Below are 21,022 nucleotides of genomic sequence, written 5' to 3'. Positions count from 1 at the left end.
GGCACGTCGGAGGTTAGGGAGCAAGCGATGAGCGAAACCGCCAATCCCGACGTCGTCCCCGACAGCGAACATAAAGGCCTCGTCGCGCGGCTGCCGCAATTGCCGCGCGATCTCGCAATGCTGGCGCGGTTCGACCGGCCGATCGGCTGGTGGCTGCTGTTCTGGCCCTGCGCCTGGGGCGTGTGGCTGGCTGGGGCGGGCTGGCAAGTCGCACTGCTCGGCTGGCTGCTGCTCGGCAGTATCGCGATGCGCGGCGCGGGCTGCGTCTATAACGATATCGTCGATGCAAGGCTCGACCGGAAGGTGACCCGCACTGCAAGTCGTCCGGTCGCCAGCGGACGTGTTTCGAAGAAGGTAGCGTGGGGTTGGCTGCTCGCACTGTGCCTGATCGGCCTGCTCGTGCTCTTCCAGCTGCGCCCACTGGCCCAAGGTGTGGCGTTGGCGAGCATCGCTCTTGTCGCCGCCTACCCCTTCATGAAGCGCATCACCTGGTGGCCGCAGGCGTGGCTCGGCATGGTCTTTACCTGGGGCTTGCTTGTCGGCTGGACGCAATTACGCGCCGACAATTGGGATGCGCTCGCCGCGATGTACGCAGGCGCGGCGCTGTGGGTGATCGGCTACGACACGATCTACGCACTGCAGGATCGCGAGGACGATGCGCTGGTCGGCATCCGCTCCAGCGCGCTGCGACTCGGCGGCCATGTGACCGGCGGGGTGGCGCTGTTCTATGCAGGCGCGGTAACGCTCTGGGCGCTGGCCTTCTGGCTTTACCGTGCGGACTGGATCGCGCTGCTTGCGCTGCTCCCGGCCGCGGCGCATCTCGCGTGGCAGGTCGCGACGCTAGATGCCGACGATCCCGCCAACCCGCTCGACCGCTTCCGCTCCAACCGCTGGACCGGTGCGCTGGTCGCCGCCGCTTGCTTCGTGGTGGGTAACGCCTGATGTGCAATCTCTACCGCATGACCAAGACCACCGACGAAGTCGCCAAATGGTTCGACGCGGTCGATACGCTCGGCGGGGCGAATTTCGCGGAGGAAGTCTTTCCCGGCTATCCCGGTGCCGTGGTCGCGGAAGGCCGGCTCCAGCAGATGACTTGGGGCTTCCCGCTGGTGATGAAGGGCAAGAACGGCCAGCCGCTGAAGCCGAAGCCGGTCAATAACGCCCGCACCGACAAGCTCGACAGCTTCTTCTGGCGCTACAGCTTCGAGGAGCGCCGCTGCATCATCCCGGTGACGGCTTGGGCGGAGGCCGAAGGGCCCAAGGGTGGCAAGACGCGCAGCTGGATGTCGCGGCCCGACGCAGAGGTCTTCGCCGTCGCCGGCGTGTGGCACGATTCGGATGAATGGGGTCGCTGCTATTCGATGGTGATGACCGATGCGGGCGGGCTGGCGGCAGAGGTCCATTCGCGCATGCCGGTGCTGCTGGCGGATGCTGACATCGGCGTCTGGACCGGCGGCTCGCCCGACGATGCGCGGGCGTTGTGCACGCCCTGGCAAGGGGACCTGACCCTCGACCGCACGGACGTACCGTGGTCCGATCGTGGACAAGTCTCGCTGCTCTGACCCCCTAACCTTGAGCGACTCGGCGCGGTTTGCCTAGCCTTGCCGCATGACGGACACCTTCGTCGCCCTTTCCGATCCCACGCGCCGGCTCCTGCTGGACCGGCTGAGCGAGCAGGGCGGGCTTACGCTCTCCGATCTCAGCGCGGAGCTTCCGATGACGCGGCAGGCGGTGGCCAAGCATCTCGCCGTGCTGGAGGCGGCGGAGCTGGTCGCGAGCGAGCGCGACGGGCGATGCAAGCGGCATTACCTCAACCCGATGCCACTGGCGAAGATGGCACGGCGCTGGCTCGGGCGGTTCGAGGACGTGCCGATGACCGCGCTGGCCGGCTATCACGGGTCCGATCGGCATCCGGGTCTGGCGCCACGGATGTAACCGGTCGCCGCGTTTGGCGACGGCGGGCGAACAGCGGCTCGCGCGGCATGATCTCATTCATAGCTGACCACCTCGAACTCGATCCCGTCCCAGTCGAAAAAATAGAAGCTGCGCGGGCCGGGTTCGTATTTGCCGTGATTGAAGGTTTCGAGGCCGTGTTCGATCACGATGGCTTTGGCGGCGTCGAGATCGTCGACCGCGATGCCGATGTGGTTCATGGGCACGCTCTTGGCGAAACCGCCGGCGATGCGCGGGCTGGTGTGAATGGCGACATAGGCATGATCGTCGCCGAGATGGATAGAGCGTCCGTTGTCGAGCGAGGGCCCTTCCCAGCGGCGGTGCCAGCCGGTCAGCTGTTCGAGCAGTTTCGCGCTGCGTTCTCCGTCGGTGACCGAGAAATTGACGTGTTCCAACCGTGCATTGGCCATAAATAATCTCCTGTTCGAATGGCGATGCACGCATTGATGCAACCTCAAGCTAAGTTGAGGTCAAGGTTTATTGCGCTATCAGTCTGATCGATGAAAGCGAACGACCTGCTCAGCATCGGCGAACTCGCCCGCCGCACCGGCCTCAGTGTGTCTGCGATCCGGTTCTACGAAGACAAGGGTCTGGTCGAGCCAATGCGCACCGGCGGCAACCAGCGCCGCTTTTTGCGCAGCGACATCCGGCGCCTGAGCTTCATCCTGATCGCGCAGAACCTTGGCCTGTCGCTGTCTGAAATCGAGGATGCGATGAAGGGCCTGCCGCATGGCCGCACGCCCAATGCCGCCGACTGGAAACGCATCAGCGCCGCCATCCGCCAGCGCATCGATGCGCAGATTGCGCGGCTGGAGAAGGTCCGCGAGGACCTCGACGGCTGCATCGGCTGCGGCTGCCTGAGCCTAAAAAAATGCGCGCTCTACAATGCGAACGACACATGGGGCGAGAGCGGGAAGGGTCCGCGGGTATTGCGCTAGAACGCCAGATTGGCGCGCACACCGATCATGTCGATGCCGGGATTCTGCTGGGAATTGAACAGTCGGGCATTGCTGATGTGCACCCAGCTCGCCTCGACCGAGACGCGCTCCGATACCGGCAGGCCGATCGCGATCTCCGGCTCGAACAGCACGCGGCTACCGAGGTCGGTACGGATGCGTGTCTCGAGGTCGAGCCTGAACGCAGGCGCGTCGTGCAGGGCGAGGCCGACACCGGGGCGGAGGTACACCGGGCCGAGATCGATCTTCCAGCTGACGCCCGCCGCCACGAAGTTGGTATCGCCCGCCGTATTGACCGACCCGAAAGCATAGAGCGACGGCTTGCCGACGAAGGACAAGGCCTCGATAGGTTCGCTACGCACGCCGGCCTGAAGGTCGATCCCCTCTTCGTTAGTCTCGAAAGTGAACGGCGTATCGACACCATGCGCCAGGACGCCGCCATAGACTTCTCCCGCGTCCGCCGAGGTCGCCGCGGCTGAGACTAGGCAGGCACCGAGGATGGGGAAAAGGCGTTTCATTCGGAGGCTTTCGCTGGAGTGAAAGCCTTGCTTAATCACGCTATCCTTGCTGCAGCCTGACGCTCAGTATTCCGGCCCCAGCTCCTCGTCGAGGTCGCGCGGGCGGGCGAAATGGACCAGCTTGCCGCAGCCGTCGCGCAAATCGGACCAGCTCTCGATATCGAGTTCGTAGACCGCGTAGGCGGCAGTCGGGAATTTGACCTTCGCCTCGTCATAGAGGTCGTTCTCGTTCTTCGGCGCGACGAGTTCGAACAGCATGTCGCCAAGGCCCGGGTTGTGGCCCGACAGCAGCACCGCCTCCGCATCGCCGCCGCATTCGCGCAGCACGTCCATGATCGTATCGGTCCCGGCGAGGTAGAGCCGCTGGTCCCATTGCGGTTCGAGATCGGGCAGGGCGTCGGCCAGTGTCAGCTTCACGCGCTCGGCCGGACTGGCGAGCACTGTGTCCCACTTTAAGCCGTGCTGGGCGATATGCTCGCCGATGACCTTCGCGCCCCGATGGCCGCGATCGTTCAGGCCCCGGTCGAAATCGCGCTTGTCGCTTGCGCCCCAGTCGGACTTGGCGTGGCGCAGGAGACCGAGGTTTTTCACGAGGCGTCATTCTCCGCTGCGACTTGGGCGTCCACTGTTCCAACACCCTTCGCCACGCGCTGTAAAGCCTCTTCGAGTGTCAGGCGGATGACGGGCGTGCCTTCGGGGAAGGCGGACAGCAACCGGCTGGGAAAGGCGCTGGAGAGGACGATGAAATGGCCCGAATCGTCGCGGCTGCGGATCAGGCGACCGAAGGCCTGCGCCAGCCGCGCGCGGATGATGCGGTCGTCGTAGCGCTTGGCGCCGCCCTCTTGCTCGGCGGCAGCCGCGCGGCGGGCGCGGTGGAGGATGGTCGGGCGCGGCCAGGGCACGCTTTCTAGGACCACGCAGCGCAGGCTCTCGCCCGGCACGTCCACCCCGTCGCGCAGGGCATCGGTGCCGAGCAGGCTGGCGCGCGGATCGTCGCGGAAGATATCGGTGAGCGTGCCGGTGTCGATCGGGTCCACGTGTTGTGCATAGAGCGGCAGGCCCGCCCGCGCGAGCCGGTCGGCGATGCGGCCATAGACCGCGCGCATCCGGCGGATCGCGGTGAAGAGGCCGAGCACGCCGCCGCCGCTCGCCTCGATCAGCCGCGCGTAGGCACCCGCCATTGCCGGGATGTCGCCCTTGCGGATGTCGGTGACGATCAGCACCTCGGCGCGGTTGGCATAATCGAAGGGGCTGTCGGCCTGCGCAGTGCGCGGATTTAGCTCCAGGTGCGGCGCGCCGCTGGCGGCGATGGCGTGCGGCCAGTCCGGCCCGCTCTCGTCGCGGTCGGTCAGCGTGGCGCTGGTCATCATCAGCCCATGCGCTGGTTCCATGACCACGCGGGCAAAAGGCTTCATCGGGTCGAGCCAGTGGCGATAGAGGCCGACGTCGAATTCGCGTGCATCGTTGCGGTCGACTTGCAGCCAGTCGACGAATTCCCGGTCCGCTGGCCCGCCCAGCCGCCCGAGCAGCGCTTCCCACGCGGCGATCAGGTCGATCCGCCAGGCGAGCGAATGCCGCGCGCCTTCGATCCGCGCGCGGCCCTGTCCGTCGAGCCAGTCGGGCGCGTCTTCCAGTACCGCTTCCAGCCGGCCCGCCAGCTTGAGCAGCGGCACGCGGATGGCAGCCAGCGCCTGCGCCGCCGTGCCTGCCGCCTCGACCAGTTCGCCGGGCATCTGCGCGGTCTCGGTCTCGATGCCGTAACCTGCCTCCAGCCCGCTTTCGTCGCGCGCGAAGGTGGTCGCGCGGACCTGCGCCAGCAGTTCCTCGACGGGGCCGATCGGCGCGCCTTCCGCCAGCCGCCCCAGCCAGCCTTCGGAGGGGAGCGCGTGCGCCGCCTCGACCGCGGCCTCCACCGCCTCGCCGCCGGCATCGTCGTAGCTTGCCACATCGGCCAGCCGCGCCGCCAGCCCGCGCCGCCGCCCGCGCGAATTCTTCTCCGGCCCGACGATCCAGCGCCTGAGCTCGATGGCCTCCTGCCCGGTTAGCGCGGCGGAGAAGGTCGAGTCCGCCGCGTCGAACACGTGATGCCCCTCGTCGAACACGATCCGCGTCGGCCGCCCGCCCTGATCGCGCCCGCGCGCGGCGTTGACCATCACCAGCGCGTGATTGGCGATCACCAGATCGGCCTGGGCGGCATTCCTCGCGCTGCGTTCGATGAAGCATTTCCGGTAATGCGGGCACCCGGCATAGACGCATTCGCCGCGCTGGTCGGTCAGCGCCGCGATCCCGCGCTTGCGGAACAGCGTGCCGAGCCAGCCGGGCAGGTCCCCGCCGATCATGTCGCCATCCTGCGTATAGGCCGCCCAGCGCGCCACCAGATGCGCGAGGATCGCGGGCCGTCCCGCAAAGCCGCCCTGCAAGGCATCCTCCAGGTTCAGCAGGCAGAGGTAATTCTCCCGCCCCTTGCGCACCACCACCGGCGGCGATCCGTCCTCGCGGGTCGCAGGCCAGGCGCGGGCGCTCTCGCGGCGCAGCTGGCGCTGGAGGTTCTTGGTATAGGTGCTCACCCACACCGTCCCGCCCGACAGCTTCGCCCAGAGCGAGGCGGGGGCGAGATAGCCCAGCGTCTTGCCGATCCCAGTGCCCGCCTGCGCCAGCAACAGGTGCGGGCGCTTTTGCCGGTCGCGCGGGGCGAAGACGCTGCCCGCATCGCGCGAGAACAGCCGCTGCCCCTCGCGCCGTTCGGCCCCTTCGCCGGTCAGCCGCTCCAGATGCGCCTCGATCTCCGGCTCCTCGATCAGCACCTGCGAAGGCTGCGGGCGCTCGGGCGTCTCCTCCCATTCGGGCAGGCGGCTGAAGAGCCATTTCTCGGCCCGTTCGGGCTTCTTCACATGCGGGGCGAGCACGCCCGCCCACGGCCAGCGCAGCCGCGCCAGCGATTGCAGCGTCGACCACGCCCCTTCGCGCTGCGCCCACTCCGCGCTCTCGCAGGTCGCCACCAGCGTGCCCGCGGCTTTCTGCAGCAGCAGCGGCACCTCGGCATCGTCGCCCGGCTCCTCCAGCCCCAGCGCATGGGCGAGGCCCTTGGGCGTCGGCACGCAGAACTGCGCGGGATGGACGAAAGCGAACAGCTCCAGCAGGTCGAGGCCGTTCAAGTCCGGATAGCCCAGCCGGTTCGCCACCAGCGGCGCGTTCATCATCAACAGCGGCGTGTCCGCGGCCGCCATCACCGCCTCGCCCTTGGAACACACGCGCGTCGCCCCGTTTGCATCGCGCAGCCAGGTTCCGGCATGGCTGGCGTGAAGGGCAGGGAGGGGGAGAGGCTGGCTCACGCTTTGGCGTTAGAACACATTGGGAACGCGGGGCAAGCTTGGTAGAGAGGGTTCTTGCTAGATGTCGTGCCTTCGGTCGAGTTGAGAGTCCGTCTATTCAGCTTCCGTTGATGGAGACACGTCAATCTGTTTTCGGAACAGGAGAAGATTTTGCCAAACTTAAATTGGTTCCAGATCGGCTTCGCAATGCTCGCGGCCCTCGCGTGTTCTCAAGTCGCAGCTCACGAACCCAGACACTGCGTTTCCGCGTTCTCCGCCAGAGATCAGCGTGCCGCTTTGATCGACATGAGCCAACCTTCGGAAGGCATCCCTCTAAATAGTCTAGGCGTCCCGTCCGGCGCCGACTGGCTGCGCGGGGGCCGCATCGGCATCGGCAATGAGGCGGGGAATTTTCATGCGGTCACCCCATGGTCGGTCATCTACCCGTTACCGGAAAACTCGCAGCGCAATGCTTCGGTGGACGTACGCAATATGTCATTGTTCATCTTATCGAAGAAGACTGGCAGATGGCGTGAGGTATTTTCACCGGGGAAAATCGGAGGGGCTTATTATACCAAAAAAATGACTTCTAATGCGCAATTCGGCACTCTTCCCACAGTCTACCGAGAGCCCACTACGCGTATGACTGTCGATGAGCGCTTCATGATGCATTTCTGGCCTGCTTCGGGTCGCAAGCCTATCGAGCCCGATGACGTTGCCGGGATTTTCGTTCGCGCAGAAGCGCGGATGGACAGGACCGATTTCGACAGAGGCGCCCGCTACGCCATGGATGTAGCTGCGGATTACTGGATCGCCGTGAAAGCCAAAAGGGATGGTCTGAAGAACAACCGCGATGCCGGAATCGGTCGTCTAAAAATCCTCACGCCCGAATGGCGCAAGTTTTATATGACCACTGTCGGTGCCGATGATCTCGCAAGATGCATCGCGGAGAAAAAGCGATAGTACCGATTTAGACCAAGGGACCGTGAGCGGAACCTGTGAAGGATTAGAAACGGCTCGCGAGCGCCGTGATGAGACCGAAGGGTCCTACAATCCAAGACTTCTGTCCTACACCGGCAGGATCCAATAATGATCGATAGATGGCCGGATACTACGATGCCCCGTCCCCCTCACGAGTTCATCCCCAAACCACCCCGCAACTTTTTCCGCCCAGGACTGTGGTCCATGCGGTCCATGTGACTGGACTGGCCCGGCGCCGCTCCAACAGGCGTCCGACACTTCGCACTTGCGAAAGGGGCACGCAGCGGCAAAGGGTTCGCGCATGAGCATGACCGATCTGATCGCCGCCGCACGCGTGTCCAAGGCCTGGCCGTTCCAAGAGGCGCAGCGGTTGCTCAAGCGCTATCCCGATGGCGCGAAGCCCGATGGCAGCCCGGTGCTGTTCGAAACCGGTTACGGCCCTTCCGGCCTGCCGCATATCGGCACCTTCCAGGAGGTGCTGCGCACCACGCTGGTCCGCCGCGCGTTCGAGGCGATGATCGGGGCGAAGCCGGAGGACGGCAAGACGCGCCTCGTCGCCTTTTCCGACGATATGGACGGCCTCCGCAAGGTGCCCGACAACGTGCCGAACCAGGCGCTGTTGCAGGAGAATTTGCACCTGCCGCTCAGCCGCGTCGCCAATCCGTTCGACACCGATCACGAGAGCTTCGCCGCGCACAACAATGCGCAGCTGCGCGCCTTCCTCGACCGCTTCGGCTTCCAGTACGAGTTCATCGCGGCGAGCGACATGTACAATGCGGGCAAGTTCGACGAAGCGCTGAAGCAGGTGCTGCGCAAGAACGAGGCGATCCTCGACATCATGCTGCCCACTTTGCGGGAGGAGCGGCGCAAGACCTACTCGCCCATCCTGCCGGTCTCGCCCGCCACGGGCCGCGTGCTGCAGGTGCCGGTAGAGGTGGTCGATGCCGAGGCCGGCACGATCCGCTTTACCGACGAGGACGGCAGTGTGGTCGAACAGTCCGCGCTGGGCGGCATATCCAAGCTGCAGTGGAAGGTCGACTGGGCGATGCGCTGGTATGCGCTCGGCGTCGATTACGAGATGTACGGCAAGGACCTGACCGACAGCGGCGTTCAGTCGGGCAAGATCGTGAAGGTGCTGGGCGGGCGCAAGCCGGAGGGGCTGATCTACGAGATGTTTCTCGACCAGAACGGCGAGAAGATCTCCAAGTCCAAGGGCAACGGCCTCTCGATCGAGGAATGGCTGCAATATGGCAGCGAGGAAAGCCTGGGCTTCTACATCTTCCCGAACCCGAAAAGCGCCAAGCAGCTGCACGTCGGCGTGATCCCGCGCGCGGTGGACGATTACTGGAGCTTCCGCGAGCGGCTGGCCGAGCAGGAGCTCGACAAGCAGCTCGGCAATCCGGTGTGGCATCTAGCGCGCGCCAATGGCGGGTTCGATGGTAGCGAGGCGCCGGGCGCGGGCGACAGCCTGCCGGTGACCTACGGCCTGCTGCTCAACCTCGCCAGCGTGCTGGGGGCCGAAGCCACGGTGCCGAACCTGCGCGACTATCTGGAAAGCTACATCGGCGCAGGGCAGGTGACGCCCGAGCTCGAGGTGCTGATCGAGACAGCCGTGAACTACACCCGCGACTACATTGCGCCGACGCTGGTCAAGCGCGCACCGACGCCGAACGAGGCCGAGGCGCTGAAGGCGCTCGACGCCTATCTCGCCGATGCCCCGGCCCATGCGAGCCCGGAGGATCTGCAGACCGAGGTCTACGAGATCGGCAAGCGCGAGGAATACGGGTTCGAGAACCTGCGGGACTGGTTCAAGGCGCTTTACCAGATGCTGCTCGGCAGCGACCAGGGGCCGCGCATGGGCAGCTTCATCGCGCTCTACGGCGTGGAGAACAGCCGCAAGCTGATCGCGGAGGCGCTGGCTCGATAGGGGCTGAGCCTATCGTCTGGGAACGCTCGCACGCTCTAACTCATTGAACGGGCATGTGTCGCGGTGAGAGGACCGCGATGCCAGCCGAGGGGAAGAAGGTTTGGCGGAATCGTACGACCAGAGCCAGAGCACGAGCGGCCAGGAAGACAAAACAGCCGTGGGCGATACCCGTGAAGAGGGCATGATCGGTTCGATCGACGATCTGCGCGTGAGCCCCGAGCAACTGTTCTTCCAGTCGACTGAACAGACGCGGATGGCCCAATGCATTTCCGATCCCCGTCAGGCCGATTGCCCGATCGTATATGCGAACCAGGCATTTCTCGATCTGACCGGCTACGACCGGGAGGACGTGATCGGCCATAACTGCCGCTTCCTGCAAGGCCAGGATACCTCCGAGGAATCAGTGTCCAAATTGCGCGATGCGATCGAGGCTGAAGAATATCGCGTCGTCGATATCCTCAACTATCGCAAGGATGGAACGCCGTTCTGGAACGCCGTCCACGTCGGGCCGATCTACGACGAAAATGACGTACTGGCGTATTTCTTCGGTTCGCGATGGGACATCACCGAACTGCTCCGTTCGCGCGAGACGATCGTCAAGAACGAGCAGGTGACGAAGGAGTTGCGGCACCGGACCGACAATCTGTTCGGCGTACTCAATGCCATCGTGCGCCTTTCCGCCCGATCGGCAACCGATGTGAGCAACCTTTCCGAGATCATTCAGGAACGTATCGAAGCACTTGCGGGTGCGCATCGCGTTTCGTTGTCGGATGAAGGTTTGCATCAGGACAAGACCAGCCTTCCGGCCTTGGCAGAAGCGGTGATGCGCCCCTACCGGGATAGCCACTCGGACCGTATCGAGTTGTCCGGCGATCTGGTCGAATTACCGCGCGAATATGTCACGCCGTTCGGTCTTACGATGCATGAGCTTGCGACCAATGCGATCAAATATGGCGCCCTGTCTGCATGACGGCAAGGTTTCCGTCGAGTGGAAGGTCGCCGCTGACCACATGCTGGAACTGCATTGGGTGGAAAAGTTGGGCGAAACATCGCCTGAACCGCGCGGCGCCGCTGATAACGGAGGAAGCGGGTCGGGCACTCGCTTGATCGAAGGTGTGATCCGTGGCTTGGGCGGAAATGTCGATACGCAGTTCAATCCACAGGGGCTGCGAACGACGATCCGGGTGCCTGCTCCGGAGCAGGAGCTCATTTAGCCGGTGAGGTGTCAATCGTGCTTGCGGGCGCGATACCATTTGGTCAGCACATATTTCGAACCCTTGATGACGGGGGTTCCGGCGTGCAGCGTGCCTTCGTTCGGCTCGCCCTCCGGCGTGGCGTTGTTCCAGACGAGCAGGACGCCGGGCTTGGGTTCGATCGATGCGCCGACCTCCACGAAATGGGTGTGGCCGCCTTCTTCAACGGTGTTGAGAAAGGCCATGGCGGTCCAGCAACGCTGCCCGCCACGCTTGCGCTCGATCTGCCAGTATTCCTGGTCGGTGTAGAACCAGTCGTTATGTGGCTTGAACTCCTGCCCCGGAAGGTAGCGCTGCCCCTGGATACGCTCGCCCTGGGCCGGCGACATCCCTAGCAGATCGTCGATCCGCCGCGAGATCATTTTCACAAACGGGTCGTGCGGATCGAAATTGCCCGAATAGGAGGTGCGGAACTTCGCGACGTACGCAGTCTCGTGCAGCTCGCTCGGTCGGGCGACCGCGTCGATCATGCCGATCAGCCGCTGGCATTCCTCAGCGCTGAAGAAATCGCCGATCGCGAAAATCTCGGCCTTGTCGGTCGGTACCCTGTAGGCCTGGGGATCTGCCTCCAGGCGCTTGCGCACTTGTGCGCCGATGCGTTTCAGCGCGCCCTGATCGGCAATGGTGGCTGTCTTGCTCATGCGCTTGTGTTAGCAAGCACAGCCGACGCTTCAAGTACCGCGCTTGCCGTTTGGCGATCGGTCGCTAGGCTGCCGCGACAATCTTCGGGAGAGCAAAATGGCTGATAGCACCGCACGGCGTTATTCGATCGGCGCGATGATCTTTCACTGGACCATCGCCGTGGCCGTCATCTGGAATTGGCGTCTCGCCGAAAACGCCCACCATACCGATGACCGGGCGCAAGCCATGGCGATCTTCGCCGATCACAAGGCGCTCGGCATCGCGATTCTCGTGCTTTCGGTCGGCCGTTTGCTTTGGCGCTGGACGCATCCGGTGCCGCCGCTCCCGTCCGATCTGGCGGGTTGGGAAAAGACACTGGCCCGCACGGTGCATGTCATTTTCTACGTCCTGCTGATCGGTCTGCCGATCGGCGGATGGATCGCGAACTCGCTGAATGGGCGGGAAATCGATTTCTTCGGCCTGTTCACGATCCCCGCGCTGCCGATCGGCACGAACGAGGATCTCGGCGGGACGATCTTCGATCTGCACGCCCTTGGCGGGTCGATCTTCATCTACCTGATCGCGCTGCATATCCTCGGGGCCTTGAAGCACACCTTCTTCGACAGGAATGGCGGCATCTTTCGCATGCTGCCTTTCGGTAAAATGCCCGGCTAAGGCTACGCACGAAAAAGCCCCCGCCGATCGCTCGGCGGGGGCTGCTGTGCCATCCGGACCACTCTCAAGCCGGCTGGCGAAGGTGACTTACCAGAAGAAGTCGTGGATCACGTCGACCACTTCGCCGCTGTAGATATCGACCAGCAGGACGTCGTCGTAATACCGGACCCAGCGATAGGGACCGTAGACTTCCGGCAGGCGATACTGCCACGGATCGTTGATCCAGTAGCGGCTGCCGAAGAACAGGCTGCCGAGGCGGAAGCCGATGTTCAGGCGGCGATAGCTGTAATCGCGATAAGGCGCATAGTAGCGGCCCAGCCGGTAGAGGCTGCGATTGTTGTAGCGATAGCGGTTCCAGTTGTAGCGATCGTTATCGCGCCAGCGGCGGTGGTCCCAGCGATCGTAGTCGTGCCAACGGCGGCCATCGTAATAGCGCGCCCGGCGATCGTAGCGGCGTCCATCCCGATAGCCGTCGCGATAGGCGTTGCGACCGTCATAGCGGCGCTGGTCGCGGTAGGTCGTGTTGCGGTCGGCGCGATACGTCCGATTGCGCTCGTACCGGTCTTCCCGGCGCTCGACACGTCGATCTGCGCGGCGCTCGCGCCGATCCTCGGCCACTCGACGCTCGACGCGCCGCTGGACTCGGTCGTTGATGTCTCCGCGCCTTTCAGACCGTGCGTCGCGTCGGCTCTCGCGACGCTCTTGCCGAGCCTCCCTACGATCGCCACGGCGCTCCTGGCGAGCCTCGACGCGATCGCCGCGGCGCTCCTGGCGCGCTTCGCGGCGATCGCCCCGGCGATCCTGCCGACTCTGCTGGCGCTGCTGCTTGATTTCATTCGCACGCTCACGCCATTCCTGGGCTTGCGCGTCCGCCGGCAGGGCAGTCATTGCCATCGCTGCGGCGAGGGCGCTGAGTGCGCTTCCTTTCATCAATCTGGTAAGTGTCATGGAGCGTTCCTTCCGCTATACCAGCCGCTCCACCACCTGCGGCTCGTTTCACTGTCGCTGTTTGTACCAGTTCGGGCTGACCCCAATCTGAACCGGTCTGTCGACCTGCCGTTAATGTTTGGCCTTATTAATCTGAACGAGATCGAGCTTGGCAGGTAGGGTGTGGCGGTGCAAGCTTGCGGTGATGCTTTCAACCTTAGACGCGATCCGCAACGATATCTCGCAGCGCCTGGCAGAGGGCGCCACCAATCGCAGGTCGCCGATGCACACGCCGGTCGTCGCTACCGCCGATGCCGATGCACGGGTGATGGTACTGCGCGGCTTCAATCCCGAGAGCTGGACGCTGCGATTTCACACCGATGCTCGCTCTCCCAAGGTCGCCGTGATCGAAAGCGATCCACGCATTGGCGTCCTTGCGTATGATAAGCAGGCGAAATTGCAGCTACGTCTGCGGGGGAGCGGACGGATCGTCACGACCGGCCAAGCGGTCGACAGCGCATGGTCGCAGAGCGACAACTTTGCCCGGCGTTGCTACCTCGGGAGTGGACCTGGCGAGCAGTACGATCAACCGACCAGCGGCCTGCCCCCGGAGTTCGAAGGCGTCGAGCCGACGGACGATCAGGTGAACTCCGCGCGCGAGAACTTCGCCCTATTGCTGGTCCAGATCGAGGAGGCGGACTGGTTCAGCCTCGCCCATACCGGCCATCGCCGCGCGCTGTTCATCGGTGACGAAGGGCGCTGGATTTCGCCTTGAGCGAGGCGTGCGGCCGGCGCTTGAACAACGCTTCGCCGCAGTTTGCGCCCAAGCCACCCCCTCCGACCAACCACCATAGCCAATGGTTCATGTGGCAGAAATGTGGCAAGCCGATTGCGGGCGCAGGCGATCACCCCCGCGGGGACTGCATATCGTCTGTCGACAAGAAACATCGGGGGTCGGGACAGCGGGCCAAGTCTCACAGGGGGAGGCGAACCAAACGGTCGCATTTGGCGAGGCACGCGGTCGCACATGAAGGAGTACAAATATGACAATTCGAACCAGCACGGCCTCGCGCCTTGCCCTCGTCGCGTTAGTGACGCTGCCTGCAGCCGGCACGCTTTCGGCGCAGGAGATCGAGCCTGCGCAGGACGGTGAAGTCCTCACCACGGTCTATGGCGCGACGCCGGTCGAAGGGCCGGATATCGACGGCGTGATCACCGCCCGCCGCGGCGACCAGATCCAGGTCACCAGCGCCGATGGCACGAATTCCGTCATCACCGTTGAACCCGACACCGAGATCCGCGGAACCGGTGGCTTTCTCGGCCTTGGCCGTACCTCGCTCACCGCGCAGGACCTGCTGAACGGCATTCCGGTCGAGGTCGAAACCATGCAGGCTGGCGAGATGCTGCTCGCCAGCGAGATCAAGTTGAAGAACGACGATCTCGAGACCGCGCAGATGATCCAGGCCGGCACCTCGCAGCGCTTTGCCGAACAGCGCGCCGATATCGACACCAACACCGCCGCCGCCGAGGCGCTGCGCGGGCGCATGGGCAATATCGACAACTACAATGTGAAGGGCGTCACCAACGTCTATTTCGACACCGGCAAGTGGGCCGTGGGGCAGGGCGACCGTGCGCAGCTGTGCCAGGCTGCCAGCCAGGCCGACAGCATGAGCAATGCGCTGCTGCTGGTCGTCGGTTACACGGATTCGGTCGGCGATCAGGATTACAACCAGACGCTGAGCGAGCGGCGCGCGGCGCGCGTGGTCAACATCCTCCAGCAGGAATGCGGCTGGAAGCCCTGGCGCATGCTGACCCCGACCGGTTTCGCCGAAGCCGATCCGGCAGCGGACAATTCGACTGCCGAGGGCCGTCGCCAGAACCGCCGCGTGTCGGTCAACATCCTCGTCAGCAAGGCGACCGAGGAAGGCTGAGCCTCGGACCATCGAACAAAACAAGAGGGGCGGGCCTCGCGGCTCGCCCCTTTTTCGTTGCGTCCAACTCTGACGGAAGAGTCAGGCGGCCTGCTTTATGTCGCGCAGGGTGAGGTCGAAGGTCACGTCCTCGCCGGCGAGCGGGTGGTTGCCATCGGCCTTCACCTGCTCGTCGCCCACTTCGAGGATGTAGAGCGTCATCGGCTGGCCTTCGGGCGTCTGCGCCTGCATGGCCATGCCGGGCTGCGGAGCGGGCTCTGCAGGCAGGTTGGCGCGCGGGATGTCGATCACCAGTTCCTCGCGGCGCGGGCCGAAGGCGTTGTCGCTGTCGATGGAGACGGTCTGGCTGTCGCCGACTTCCATGCCGGTCAGCGCTTCTTCGATCGCCGGGAAGATCTGGCCAGCGCCAAGCTGGACGGTCTGCGGGCCGACTTCGGACGTATTGCCGATTTCCTGCCCGTCGCCGCGCTTGAGGACGTAGTCGATGGTCACGGTGTCACCGTTGCTGGGTGTCGTCATGGTATTCCTTTGAATTTCGTGTTCGCGGCGCGAGGAAATGCGCCACCGGGAATGCGCCCGCGTGTCGGGCACGTTGCGCGCTATTGTGTCAAACCGGGGTGGGGTGAGTCAAACGCAGCGGCGGAGCGAGTTCGGAGAGCGGGGCGAAAGCGACACAGAGGCGACAAAGGCGACACCCTGTCGCAAATTGCGATCGCCCAAAAAATCGTTCGTAAACAATAGAATAGTTCAATTCGCAGCGTGCCAAACTTCGATCTCCCCCCCCCGGGGGGGGGGCGAGCATTGGTGTCACGAATACAGACCTCGTCTGCCAAAGAGGATTACCTCGGTATCAGCGAGCCGCCAGGTAGGAAAGCGGCGCCCTGATTAAAGAGGATGGACGAGTGGAGACCACGTTTGGTTTGCGAGGATCAACTAACGCGGGCCGAAGGCGAAAGTGGCCTGTTATGCCGAAGCGCAAACCTAATGTCCGCTCTCAGGTAGACGACCGATTCTTCCCAATGTCTGCGTGTGGGTGGAAAGCGGTCATAGCGGTTGCCGAGGCAGGACCGTTTGGTAACGCAACAAGATGGATGCCCGAATGCTATTCGCGAAAGTCAGGCCTTTGTGGCCATTTCAGATCGCCCTCACTGTGCGCGATGGTGTGATCTGGTCGCTTTGGGAGCACTATAAGGCGGTAGATGCCACGTCGGGAAGGGATGAATGGCTCCAGCTATCTGCATGGTGTTTTCACACTGCTCTCCACGACCGCGCCAAACGTGCACTGCGAAATGGCAGCTCGTCGATAAGCACAAGAGCCATCGAGATCGGTGAGTTCGAGCGGCATTTGGTAAGGTGCATTAATGTACCGGAATGGAAGTCCCACAAAGCACGCTTAAGGAAAACCAAATGACGATGTCCGCAATCGGGTCGTTAGCTGCCAGTCTGCTAACGACCCGCACAGGCCGGTTATCGCGTCAGCTTCTTGTACGCCAGCCGTGTCGGCCGATCCGCTGCATCGCCCAGCCTGCGCCGCTTGTCCTCTTCGTAAGCCTCGAAATTGCCCTCGAACCACTCCACATGGCTGTTGCCTTCGAAGGCGAGGATGTGCGTTGCAAGCCGGTCGAGGAAGAAGCGGTCGTGCGAGATGACCACGGCGCAGCCGGCGAAGTTCTCAATCGCCTCTTCCAGCGCGCCCAGCGTTTCCACGTCGAGGTCGTTGGTCGGCTCGTCCAGCAGCAGCACGTTGCCGCCTTCCTTGAGCATCTTGGCCATGTGCACGCGGTTGCGTTCGCCGCCCGAAAGCTTGCCGACGTTCTTCTGCTGGTCCGCGCCCTTGAAATTGAACGCGCCCACGTAAGCGCGCGTGGAGGTGTCGTGGCCGTTGACCTTCATGTAGTCGAGGCCGTCGGAGATTTCCTCCCACACGTTGTTCTTCGGGTTCAGGTCGTCGCGGCTCTGGTCGACATAGCCGAGGTGGACGGTGCTGCCGATCTCTATGCTGCCGCTGTCGGGCTCTTCCTGCCCGGTGATGATCTTGAACAGGGTGGATTTGCCCGCGCCGTTCGGCCCGATCACGCCGACGATGCCGCCCGGGGGCAGCATGAAATCGAGGTTTTCGAAGAGCAGCTTGTCGCCGTACGACTTGGTCAGGCCCTTGGCCTCGATCACCTTGCCGCCGAGCCGTTCGGGCACCTGGATGACGATCTGCGCCTTGCCCGGCTTGCGGTCCTTCTGGCTTTCCTGGAGTTCCTCGAACTTGCGGATACGTGCCTTGGACTTGGTCTGGCGCGCGGACGGCGTCTGCCGGATCCATTCGAGCTCGCGGCTGAGCGACTTCTGCCGCCCGCTTTCCTCGCGGCTTTCCTGCTCGAGGCGCTTCGCTTTCTTCTCGAGATAGGTCGAGTAATTGCCCTCGTAGGGGTAGTAGCTGCCGCGGTCGAGTTCGAGGATCCATTCCACCACATTGTCGAGGAAGTAGCGGTCGTGGGTGATCATCAGCACGGCGCCGGCATATTCCTTGAGGTGGTTTTCGAGCCATTCGACGCTTTCGGCATCGAGGTGGTTGGTCGGCTCGTCCAGCAACAGGATGTCGGGCTTCTGGATCAGCAGGCGGGTCAGCGCGACACGGCGCTTCTCGCCGCCCGAAAGATCGGTGACGGGGCTGTCGCCCGGCGGGCAGCGCAGGGCCTCCATCGCGATTTCGAGCTGGTTGTCGAGGGTCCAGCCGTCGACGGCGTCGATCTCGGTCTGCAGCGCGGCCATCTTGTCACCCAGCGCTTCGAAATCGGCATCGGGTTCGGCCATCTGCGCGGCGATCGCGTTGTATTCATCGACCTTGTCGGCGATGTCGCGGGCACCGTCCTTGACATTTTCGAGCACGGTCTTGCTCTCGTCCAGCTCGGGTTCCTGCTCCAGATAGCCGACGGTGATGTTCTCGCCCGGCCAGGCCTCGCCCGAAATGTCGGTGTCGATGCCGGCCATGATCTTGATGAGGGTGGACTTGCCCGCGCCGTTCGGCCCGACGATGCCGATCTTCGCCCCGCGATAGAATTGTAGGTTGATATTGCTCAGCACCGGCTTCTGCGCGCCGGGGAATGTCTTGGTCATGTCCTTCATGACGAATGCGTATTGCGCGGCCATCGGGCGGGTCCTTCGTGATCGGGTTGGAATAAGCGGGCGGCGCGCGCCCGGCAGGTATGGTGGCGCAGATAATGGTCACGGGGCGCAGGGGCAAGCGCGGTGTGCGAGAACCGCTGCTCGATATCACAAGGCGTCGGACGTTCTTGCGGCGCGAGCTTGCATCGGGTTGCATGCAGCCACTGATTTAGTTCGGGATTTCCGGACAAACCCAAGAAAAAAGTGAGGACTTATTAAGTAACGGTCTCTAGGACCCCGGCAGGGGGTTTTTACGCGACATCATGCGCGAGCAGATACTCGGACTTATTACACCTGCCATGGCATTGATTTTCATGGCGATGTTTCTCGTGCTGTGGAAGCGCGGGAACATGGGGTCCTATGTGCTCGGCTTTGCGGCCGCCTATTTCTGCCTCGGCCTCGGTTTCTTGGTCACGCATCTCGTGCCCGATCCGGGAGCGTTCTACGTTTTTCACGCGACGCAGGTGCTCTATACGCTGGGGACGGGCGCTTTGATCTGGGCAGCGGCGAAGCGGGTGGGGCAGCATGTCTCGATCCGGGCGCTGGCCGTGGTCTACGCGATCTCCGCCCTCACGCTGGCCGCCGCTATATTCCTGTCGAACGATACGGGGCCGCGGCTTTACATCATCAATACGGGCTATGGCGTGATGATGGTCATCGGAACGATGGCGCTGTTCAACGTGCAGCGCCGCAATGCGATCGACACGCTGATCGCCGTGCTGTTCGCGCTGGCAGCCGTCAATTTTCTCGTCCGGCCGGTATTGACGCTGATCATCGCGGGCGGGTCTGACGCTTCCGCCTATCGCGAATCCATCTACTACTCGGTGTTGAGCGTCGCGGTGACGGTCGCTTCGCTGATGACCGGCGTGGCCCTGATCGGGGCCTGCGCATGGGACATGGTGATAGCCGAGCGTGAGCGCGGGGAACGCGACATGCTCACCGGCCTGCGCGCGCGCCGGGCCTTCGAGCAGGACGCGATTGCCATCATCGAACGGGCCAAGCAGGAAGGCGTCCCGGTGGGGCTGGTGGTCGCCGATATCGATCACTTCAAGGCGGTGAACGACGTCTATGGCCACCAGGTCGGCGACAAGGCGATCGCGGCGTTCGGCGGCGTCATTGCCGACATGATCCGCAACAGCGACATCGCCGGGCGCATCGGCGGCGAGGAGTTCTGTATCCTCGCATGGAATTGCGATGATGAACGGGCGGAGGCGATGGCCGAGCGCGTCCGCCGGCGTTTCTCGGAGACAGCGGTGTCGGGCATGCCGAGCAACAACCGCCTGTCTGCCAGCTTCGGCGTTGCGGCGCGCGAGGCGGGCGAGGGCTATGGCAAGCTGTTCGCACGCGCCGATGCCGAGCTTTACCGTGCGAAGGAAAGCGGTCGCAACCGCGTCTGCCGCGAGGAGATGGCGAACGTCGTGACCGAGTTCAGGTCGAAGGACGCCCAGCGCGCATAAGCCGAGGGATCAGGGCCAGCTGCAGCACCGCTCTGAGCACCAGAAACGCCACGAAAGACAGCCACAAGCCGTCGTTCCCCAGCGGCCAGGTCAGCCACAGCAATAGCGCATAGCCCACGCACGCTCCGGCCATGCTGAGCAGCAGGGCGCGCGTCCAGCTGGCCCCGACGAACACGCCGTCGAGTACGAATCCGGCGACCCCTGCGAAGGGTATGATCACCAGCCACGGCACGAGAGCGCGAGCCTCGACAGCCACTGCCTCGGTCGCTGCAAATGACTCGAGGATCGAGCCGCCGGCCACGGCGAAAACTCCGGCCAGGATTGCGGCAATGCCGAGCCCACGCAGCAGGATGGCGCGCATGTAGGCGAGAAAGCCGTCGCGGTCGTCATCTCCATGCCGCTCGCCGTTGAGTACCTGTGCCGCATTCTCGAACCCGTCTAGCAACAGCGCGGAGAACACGAACAGCTGATAGAGGATACCATTGGCGGCCAGCACCACTGCACCGCGCTCTGCGCCGAGCCGCGTGAGGGCCGAGATTGCGACCATCAGGATCACGGTCCGCAGGAACAGGTCGCGATTGACCGAGAGAAAGGGCTTAAGCGCCGCAAGCGAGATCGAAGCACGGTCACGGACTGCGTCGCGAAGGTCCGATCCGGCGAGTGCAACGACGATGGCGACACAGGCAACCAGCTTGGCGAATTCCGCGATAAAGCTGGACCAGCCGATCCCGGCAATGCCCCAGTCCAGCCCCAGGGCCAACCACAGCCCGAGCGCAACATTGAGCAGGTTGTAGGCCACCTCGATCGCCAGCACCGTCTTCATCCGCCGCCGCCCGACTAGGAAGCCGACCATGGCGAAATTAGCGAGCACCGCTGGCGCGCTCCAATAGCGGATGTCGGCATAGATTACGGCAGCAGTGCGGACCTCGCCCTGTGCGCCCAGCGCGTCGAGCAGCGCGGGCAGCAGGATCGGCTTGGCCATCAGCAGCAACGCGGCAATGGCGAGTCCGACCACCAATCCGCGGATCATCACGGCGACCTGTTCTGCCGGACCCGACCGAGTGCCGGCTTGCGCGACGAGGCCGGTCGTGCCGGTCTTCAGGAAATTCATGACCGTGAACAGCGCTGCGAAAAGCTTGGCGCCGACATCGACCGCACCTTGCGTGGGGGCGTCGCCAAGCTGGCCGACAATCCACATGTCGCCGATCCCGATCAGCGCAGTCGCGACATTGGTGACCATTGCAGGCAGGGCGATGGCCCAGATCGCCAGGATCGCCGTCCGATCGAGTTTGGCAGGTGTCGTCGCGCTCACCGGAACTTGAGACAGGAGCGGGCCATTGAACGCAAGACCACCGA

At 63.8% G+C, this 21,022-nt stretch carries 21 protein-coding genes; 12 read left to right on the top strand and 9 right to left on the bottom strand.

Going from position 1 to position 21,022, the window contains the following annotated elements; all coding sequences use genetic code 11:
• Positions 1 to 27 precede the first annotated feature (27 nt).
• The 3 genes from ubiA to P8R33_RS01315 are packed head-to-tail and all read left to right on the top strand — an operon-like array spanning position 28 to position 1,935.
• Positions 28 to 942: a 4-hydroxybenzoate octaprenyltransferase gene (gene ubiA, locus P8R33_RS01325; protein ID WP_278327185.1), complete on the top strand. Its 915-nt coding sequence runs from the start codon at positions 28 to 30 to the stop codon at positions 940 to 942.
• Positions 942 to 1,562: an SOS response-associated peptidase gene (locus P8R33_RS01320; protein WP_278327184.1), complete on the top strand. Its 621-nt coding sequence runs from the start codon at positions 942 to 944 to the stop codon at positions 1,560 to 1,562. The genes ubiA and P8R33_RS01320 overlap by 1 nt, the downstream gene beginning before the upstream one ends.
• Before the next feature lie 46 nt (positions 1,563 to 1,608).
• Positions 1,609 to 1,935 (top strand): ArsR/SmtB family transcription factor, encoded by a 327-nt coding sequence (locus tag P8R33_RS01315; RefSeq protein ID WP_278327183.1) that lies wholly within the window; start codon positions 1,609 to 1,611, stop codon positions 1,933 to 1,935.
• Between the two features lie 53 nt (positions 1,936 to 1,988).
• Here P8R33_RS01315 and P8R33_RS01310 read toward each other — a convergent pair whose 3' ends face one another.
• Complete coding sequence (locus P8R33_RS01310; protein WP_278327182.1) at positions 1,989 to 2,363, bottom strand: VOC family protein; 375 nt, start codon at positions 2,361 to 2,363, stop codon at positions 1,989 to 1,991.
• A 90-nt stretch (positions 2,364 to 2,453) separates the two neighbouring features.
• Here P8R33_RS01310 and soxR point away from each other — a divergent pair, with 90 nt between their 5' ends.
• On the top strand, positions 2,454 to 2,891 hold the full coding sequence (gene soxR / locus P8R33_RS01305) for a redox-sensitive transcriptional activator SoxR (RefSeq protein ID WP_278327181.1): 438 nt from the start codon (positions 2,454 to 2,456) through the stop codon (positions 2,889 to 2,891).
• Here soxR and P8R33_RS01300 read toward each other — a convergent pair.
• The 3 genes from P8R33_RS01300 to P8R33_RS01290 form a co-directional block, all read right to left on the bottom strand.
• Positions 2,888 to 3,427: an acyloxyacyl hydrolase gene (locus tag P8R33_RS01300; protein WP_278327180.1), complete on the bottom strand. Its 540-nt coding sequence runs from the start codon at positions 3,425 to 3,427 to the stop codon at positions 2,888 to 2,890. The genes soxR and P8R33_RS01300 overlap by 4 nt on opposite strands.
• Positions 3,428 to 3,490: 63 nt before the next feature.
• Entirely contained in the window at positions 3,491 to 4,018 is a 528-nt protein-coding gene (locus tag P8R33_RS01295) for a SixA phosphatase family protein (protein WP_278327179.1), read from the bottom strand.
• Positions 4,015 to 6,759 (bottom strand): ATP-dependent DNA helicase, encoded by a 2,745-nt coding sequence (locus tag P8R33_RS01290; protein WP_278327178.1) that lies wholly within the window; start codon positions 6,757 to 6,759, stop codon positions 4,015 to 4,017. The genes P8R33_RS01295 and P8R33_RS01290 overlap by 4 nt, the downstream gene beginning before the upstream one ends.
• Positions 6,760 to 7,035: 276 nt before the next feature.
• Between P8R33_RS01290 and P8R33_RS01285 the strand changes: the two genes are divergently transcribed.
• The 4 genes from P8R33_RS01285 to P8R33_RS01270 all read left to right on the top strand — a co-directional run bounded on the left by P8R33_RS01285 (position 7,036) and on the right by P8R33_RS01270 (position 10,860).
• Positions 7,036 to 7,701 carry a hypothetical protein gene (locus P8R33_RS01285; RefSeq protein WP_278327177.1) on the top strand — a complete coding sequence of 222 codons (666 nt, stop codon included), beginning with the start codon at positions 7,036 to 7,038 and terminating at the stop codon, positions 7,699 to 7,701.
• 319 nt (positions 7,702 to 8,020) lie between these two features.
• Positions 8,021 to 9,646, top strand: coding sequence for a lysine--tRNA ligase (locus P8R33_RS01280; protein ID WP_278327176.1), 1,626 nt, complete (start codon positions 8,021 to 8,023; stop codon positions 9,644 to 9,646).
• Positions 9,647 to 9,803: 157 nt separating this feature from the next.
• On the top strand, positions 9,804 to 10,616 hold the full coding sequence (locus tag P8R33_RS01275) for a PAS domain-containing protein (RefSeq protein WP_278327175.1): 813 nt from the start codon (positions 9,804 to 9,806) through the stop codon (positions 10,614 to 10,616).
• On the top strand, positions 10,597 to 10,860 hold the full coding sequence (locus P8R33_RS01270; protein ID WP_278327174.1) for a hypothetical protein: 264 nt from the start codon (positions 10,597 to 10,599) through the stop codon (positions 10,858 to 10,860). The genes P8R33_RS01275 and P8R33_RS01270 overlap by 20 nt, the downstream gene beginning before the upstream one ends.
• 11 nt (positions 10,861 to 10,871) lie before the next feature.
• Here P8R33_RS01270 and P8R33_RS01265 read toward each other — a convergent pair whose 3' ends face one another.
• A complete protein-coding gene (locus P8R33_RS01265; RefSeq protein ID WP_278327173.1) occupies positions 10,872 to 11,540 on the bottom strand; it encodes a prolyl hydroxylase family protein in 669 nt (222 codons plus the stop codon).
• Positions 11,541 to 11,637: 97 nt separating this feature from the next.
• Here P8R33_RS01265 and P8R33_RS01260 point away from each other — a divergent pair, with 97 nt between their 5' ends.
• On the top strand, positions 11,638 to 12,195 hold the full coding sequence (locus tag P8R33_RS01260) for a cytochrome b (RefSeq protein ID WP_278327172.1): 558 nt from the start codon (positions 11,638 to 11,640) through the stop codon (positions 12,193 to 12,195).
• Positions 12,196 to 12,282: 87 nt separating this feature from the next.
• Here the strand turns inward: P8R33_RS01260 and P8R33_RS01255 are convergent, their stop codons facing one another.
• Positions 12,283 to 13,143, bottom strand: a complete 861-nt coding sequence (locus P8R33_RS01255) for an RcnB family protein (RefSeq protein ID WP_278327171.1) — start codon at positions 13,141 to 13,143, stop codon at positions 12,283 to 12,285.
• 184 nt (positions 13,144 to 13,327) lie between these two features.
• On the opposite strand from P8R33_RS01255, the gene P8R33_RS01250 reads away from it, so the two are divergent.
• Positions 13,328 to 13,897: a pyridoxamine 5'-phosphate oxidase family protein gene (locus P8R33_RS01250; RefSeq protein ID WP_278327170.1), complete on the top strand. Its 570-nt coding sequence runs from the start codon at positions 13,328 to 13,330 to the stop codon at positions 13,895 to 13,897.
• 268 nt (positions 13,898 to 14,165) lie between these two features.
• Positions 14,166 to 15,053 (top strand): OmpA family protein, encoded by an 888-nt coding sequence (locus P8R33_RS01245; protein ID WP_278327169.1) that lies wholly within the window; start codon positions 14,166 to 14,168, stop codon positions 15,051 to 15,053.
• A gap of 81 nt (positions 15,054 to 15,134) precedes the next feature.
• Here P8R33_RS01245 and P8R33_RS01240 read toward each other — a convergent pair whose 3' ends face one another.
• Positions 15,135 to 15,572, bottom strand: coding sequence for an FKBP-type peptidyl-prolyl cis-trans isomerase (locus P8R33_RS01240; protein WP_278327168.1), 438 nt, complete (start codon positions 15,570 to 15,572; stop codon positions 15,135 to 15,137).
• A gap of 948 nt (positions 15,573 to 16,520) precedes the next feature.
• A complete protein-coding gene (gene ettA, locus P8R33_RS01235) occupies positions 16,521 to 18,194 on the bottom strand; it encodes an energy-dependent translational throttle protein EttA (RefSeq protein WP_278327167.1) in 1,674 nt (557 codons plus the stop codon).
• Positions 18,195 to 18,508: 314 nt separating this feature from the next.
• On the opposite strand from ettA, the gene P8R33_RS01230 reads away from it, so the two are divergent.
• Complete coding sequence (locus P8R33_RS01230) at positions 18,509 to 19,666, top strand: GGDEF domain-containing protein (RefSeq protein WP_278327166.1); 1,158 nt, start codon at positions 18,509 to 18,511, stop codon at positions 19,664 to 19,666.
• Here P8R33_RS01230 and P8R33_RS01225 read toward each other — a convergent pair.
• Positions 19,638 to 20,978 (bottom strand): MATE family efflux transporter, encoded by a 1,341-nt coding sequence (locus P8R33_RS01225; RefSeq protein ID WP_278327165.1) that lies wholly within the window; start codon positions 20,976 to 20,978, stop codon positions 19,638 to 19,640. The genes P8R33_RS01230 and P8R33_RS01225 overlap by 29 nt on opposite strands.
• Between the last annotated feature and the right edge of the window lie 44 nt (positions 20,979 to 21,022).

Origin of the sequence: Qipengyuania flavescens, assembly GCF_029688735.1 — a bacterium.
Lineage (GTDB): Bacteria > Pseudomonadota > Alphaproteobacteria > Sphingomonadales > Sphingomonadaceae > Qipengyuania.
This window is presented reverse-complemented; position numbering and strand designations above follow the sequence as displayed.

Bases quoted from the DNA above. Each gene is read 5' to 3' on its own strand.
- ubiA (WP_278327185.1), top strand. From the start codon at position 28: ATGAGCGAAACCGCCAATCCCGACGTCGTCCCCGACAGCGAACATAAA.
- P8R33_RS01320 (WP_278327184.1), top strand. From the start codon at position 942: ATGTGCAATCTCTACCGCATGACCAAGACCACCGACGAAGTCGCCAAA.
- P8R33_RS01315 (WP_278327183.1), top strand. From the start codon at position 1,609: ATGACGGACACCTTCGTCGCCCTTTCCGATCCCACGCGCCGGCTCCTG.
- P8R33_RS01310 (WP_278327182.1), bottom strand. From the start codon at position 2,363: ATGGCCAATGCACGGTTGGAACACGTCAATTTCTCGGTCACCGACGGA.
- soxR (WP_278327181.1), top strand. From the start codon at position 2,454: ATGAAAGCGAACGACCTGCTCAGCATCGGCGAACTCGCCCGCCGCACC.
- P8R33_RS01300 (WP_278327180.1), bottom strand. From the start codon at position 3,427: ATGAAACGCCTTTTCCCCATCCTCGGTGCCTGCCTAGTCTCAGCCGCG.
- P8R33_RS01280 (WP_278327176.1), top strand. From the start codon at position 8,021: ATGAGCATGACCGATCTGATCGCCGCCGCACGCGTGTCCAAGGCCTGG.
- P8R33_RS01270 (WP_278327174.1), top strand. From the start codon at position 10,597: ATGGCGCCCTGTCTGCATGACGGCAAGGTTTCCGTCGAGTGGAAGGTC.
- P8R33_RS01265 (WP_278327173.1), bottom strand. From the start codon at position 11,540: ATGAGCAAGACAGCCACCATTGCCGATCAGGGCGCGCTGAAACGCATC.
- P8R33_RS01260 (WP_278327172.1), top strand. From the start codon at position 11,638: ATGGCTGATAGCACCGCACGGCGTTATTCGATCGGCGCGATGATCTTT.
- P8R33_RS01255 (WP_278327171.1), bottom strand. From the start codon at position 13,143: ATGACACTTACCAGATTGATGAAAGGAAGCGCACTCAGCGCCCTCGCC.
- P8R33_RS01250 (WP_278327170.1), top strand. From the start codon at position 13,328: ATGCTTTCAACCTTAGACGCGATCCGCAACGATATCTCGCAGCGCCTG.
- P8R33_RS01245 (WP_278327169.1), top strand. From the start codon at position 14,166: ATGACAATTCGAACCAGCACGGCCTCGCGCCTTGCCCTCGTCGCGTTA.
- P8R33_RS01240 (WP_278327168.1), bottom strand. From the start codon at position 15,572: ATGACGACACCCAGCAACGGTGACACCGTGACCATCGACTACGTCCTC.
- ettA (WP_278327167.1), bottom strand. From the start codon at position 18,194: ATGGCCGCGCAATACGCATTCGTCATGAAGGACATGACCAAGACATTC.
- P8R33_RS01230 (WP_278327166.1), top strand. From the start codon at position 18,509: ATGGCATTGATTTTCATGGCGATGTTTCTCGTGCTGTGGAAGCGCGGG.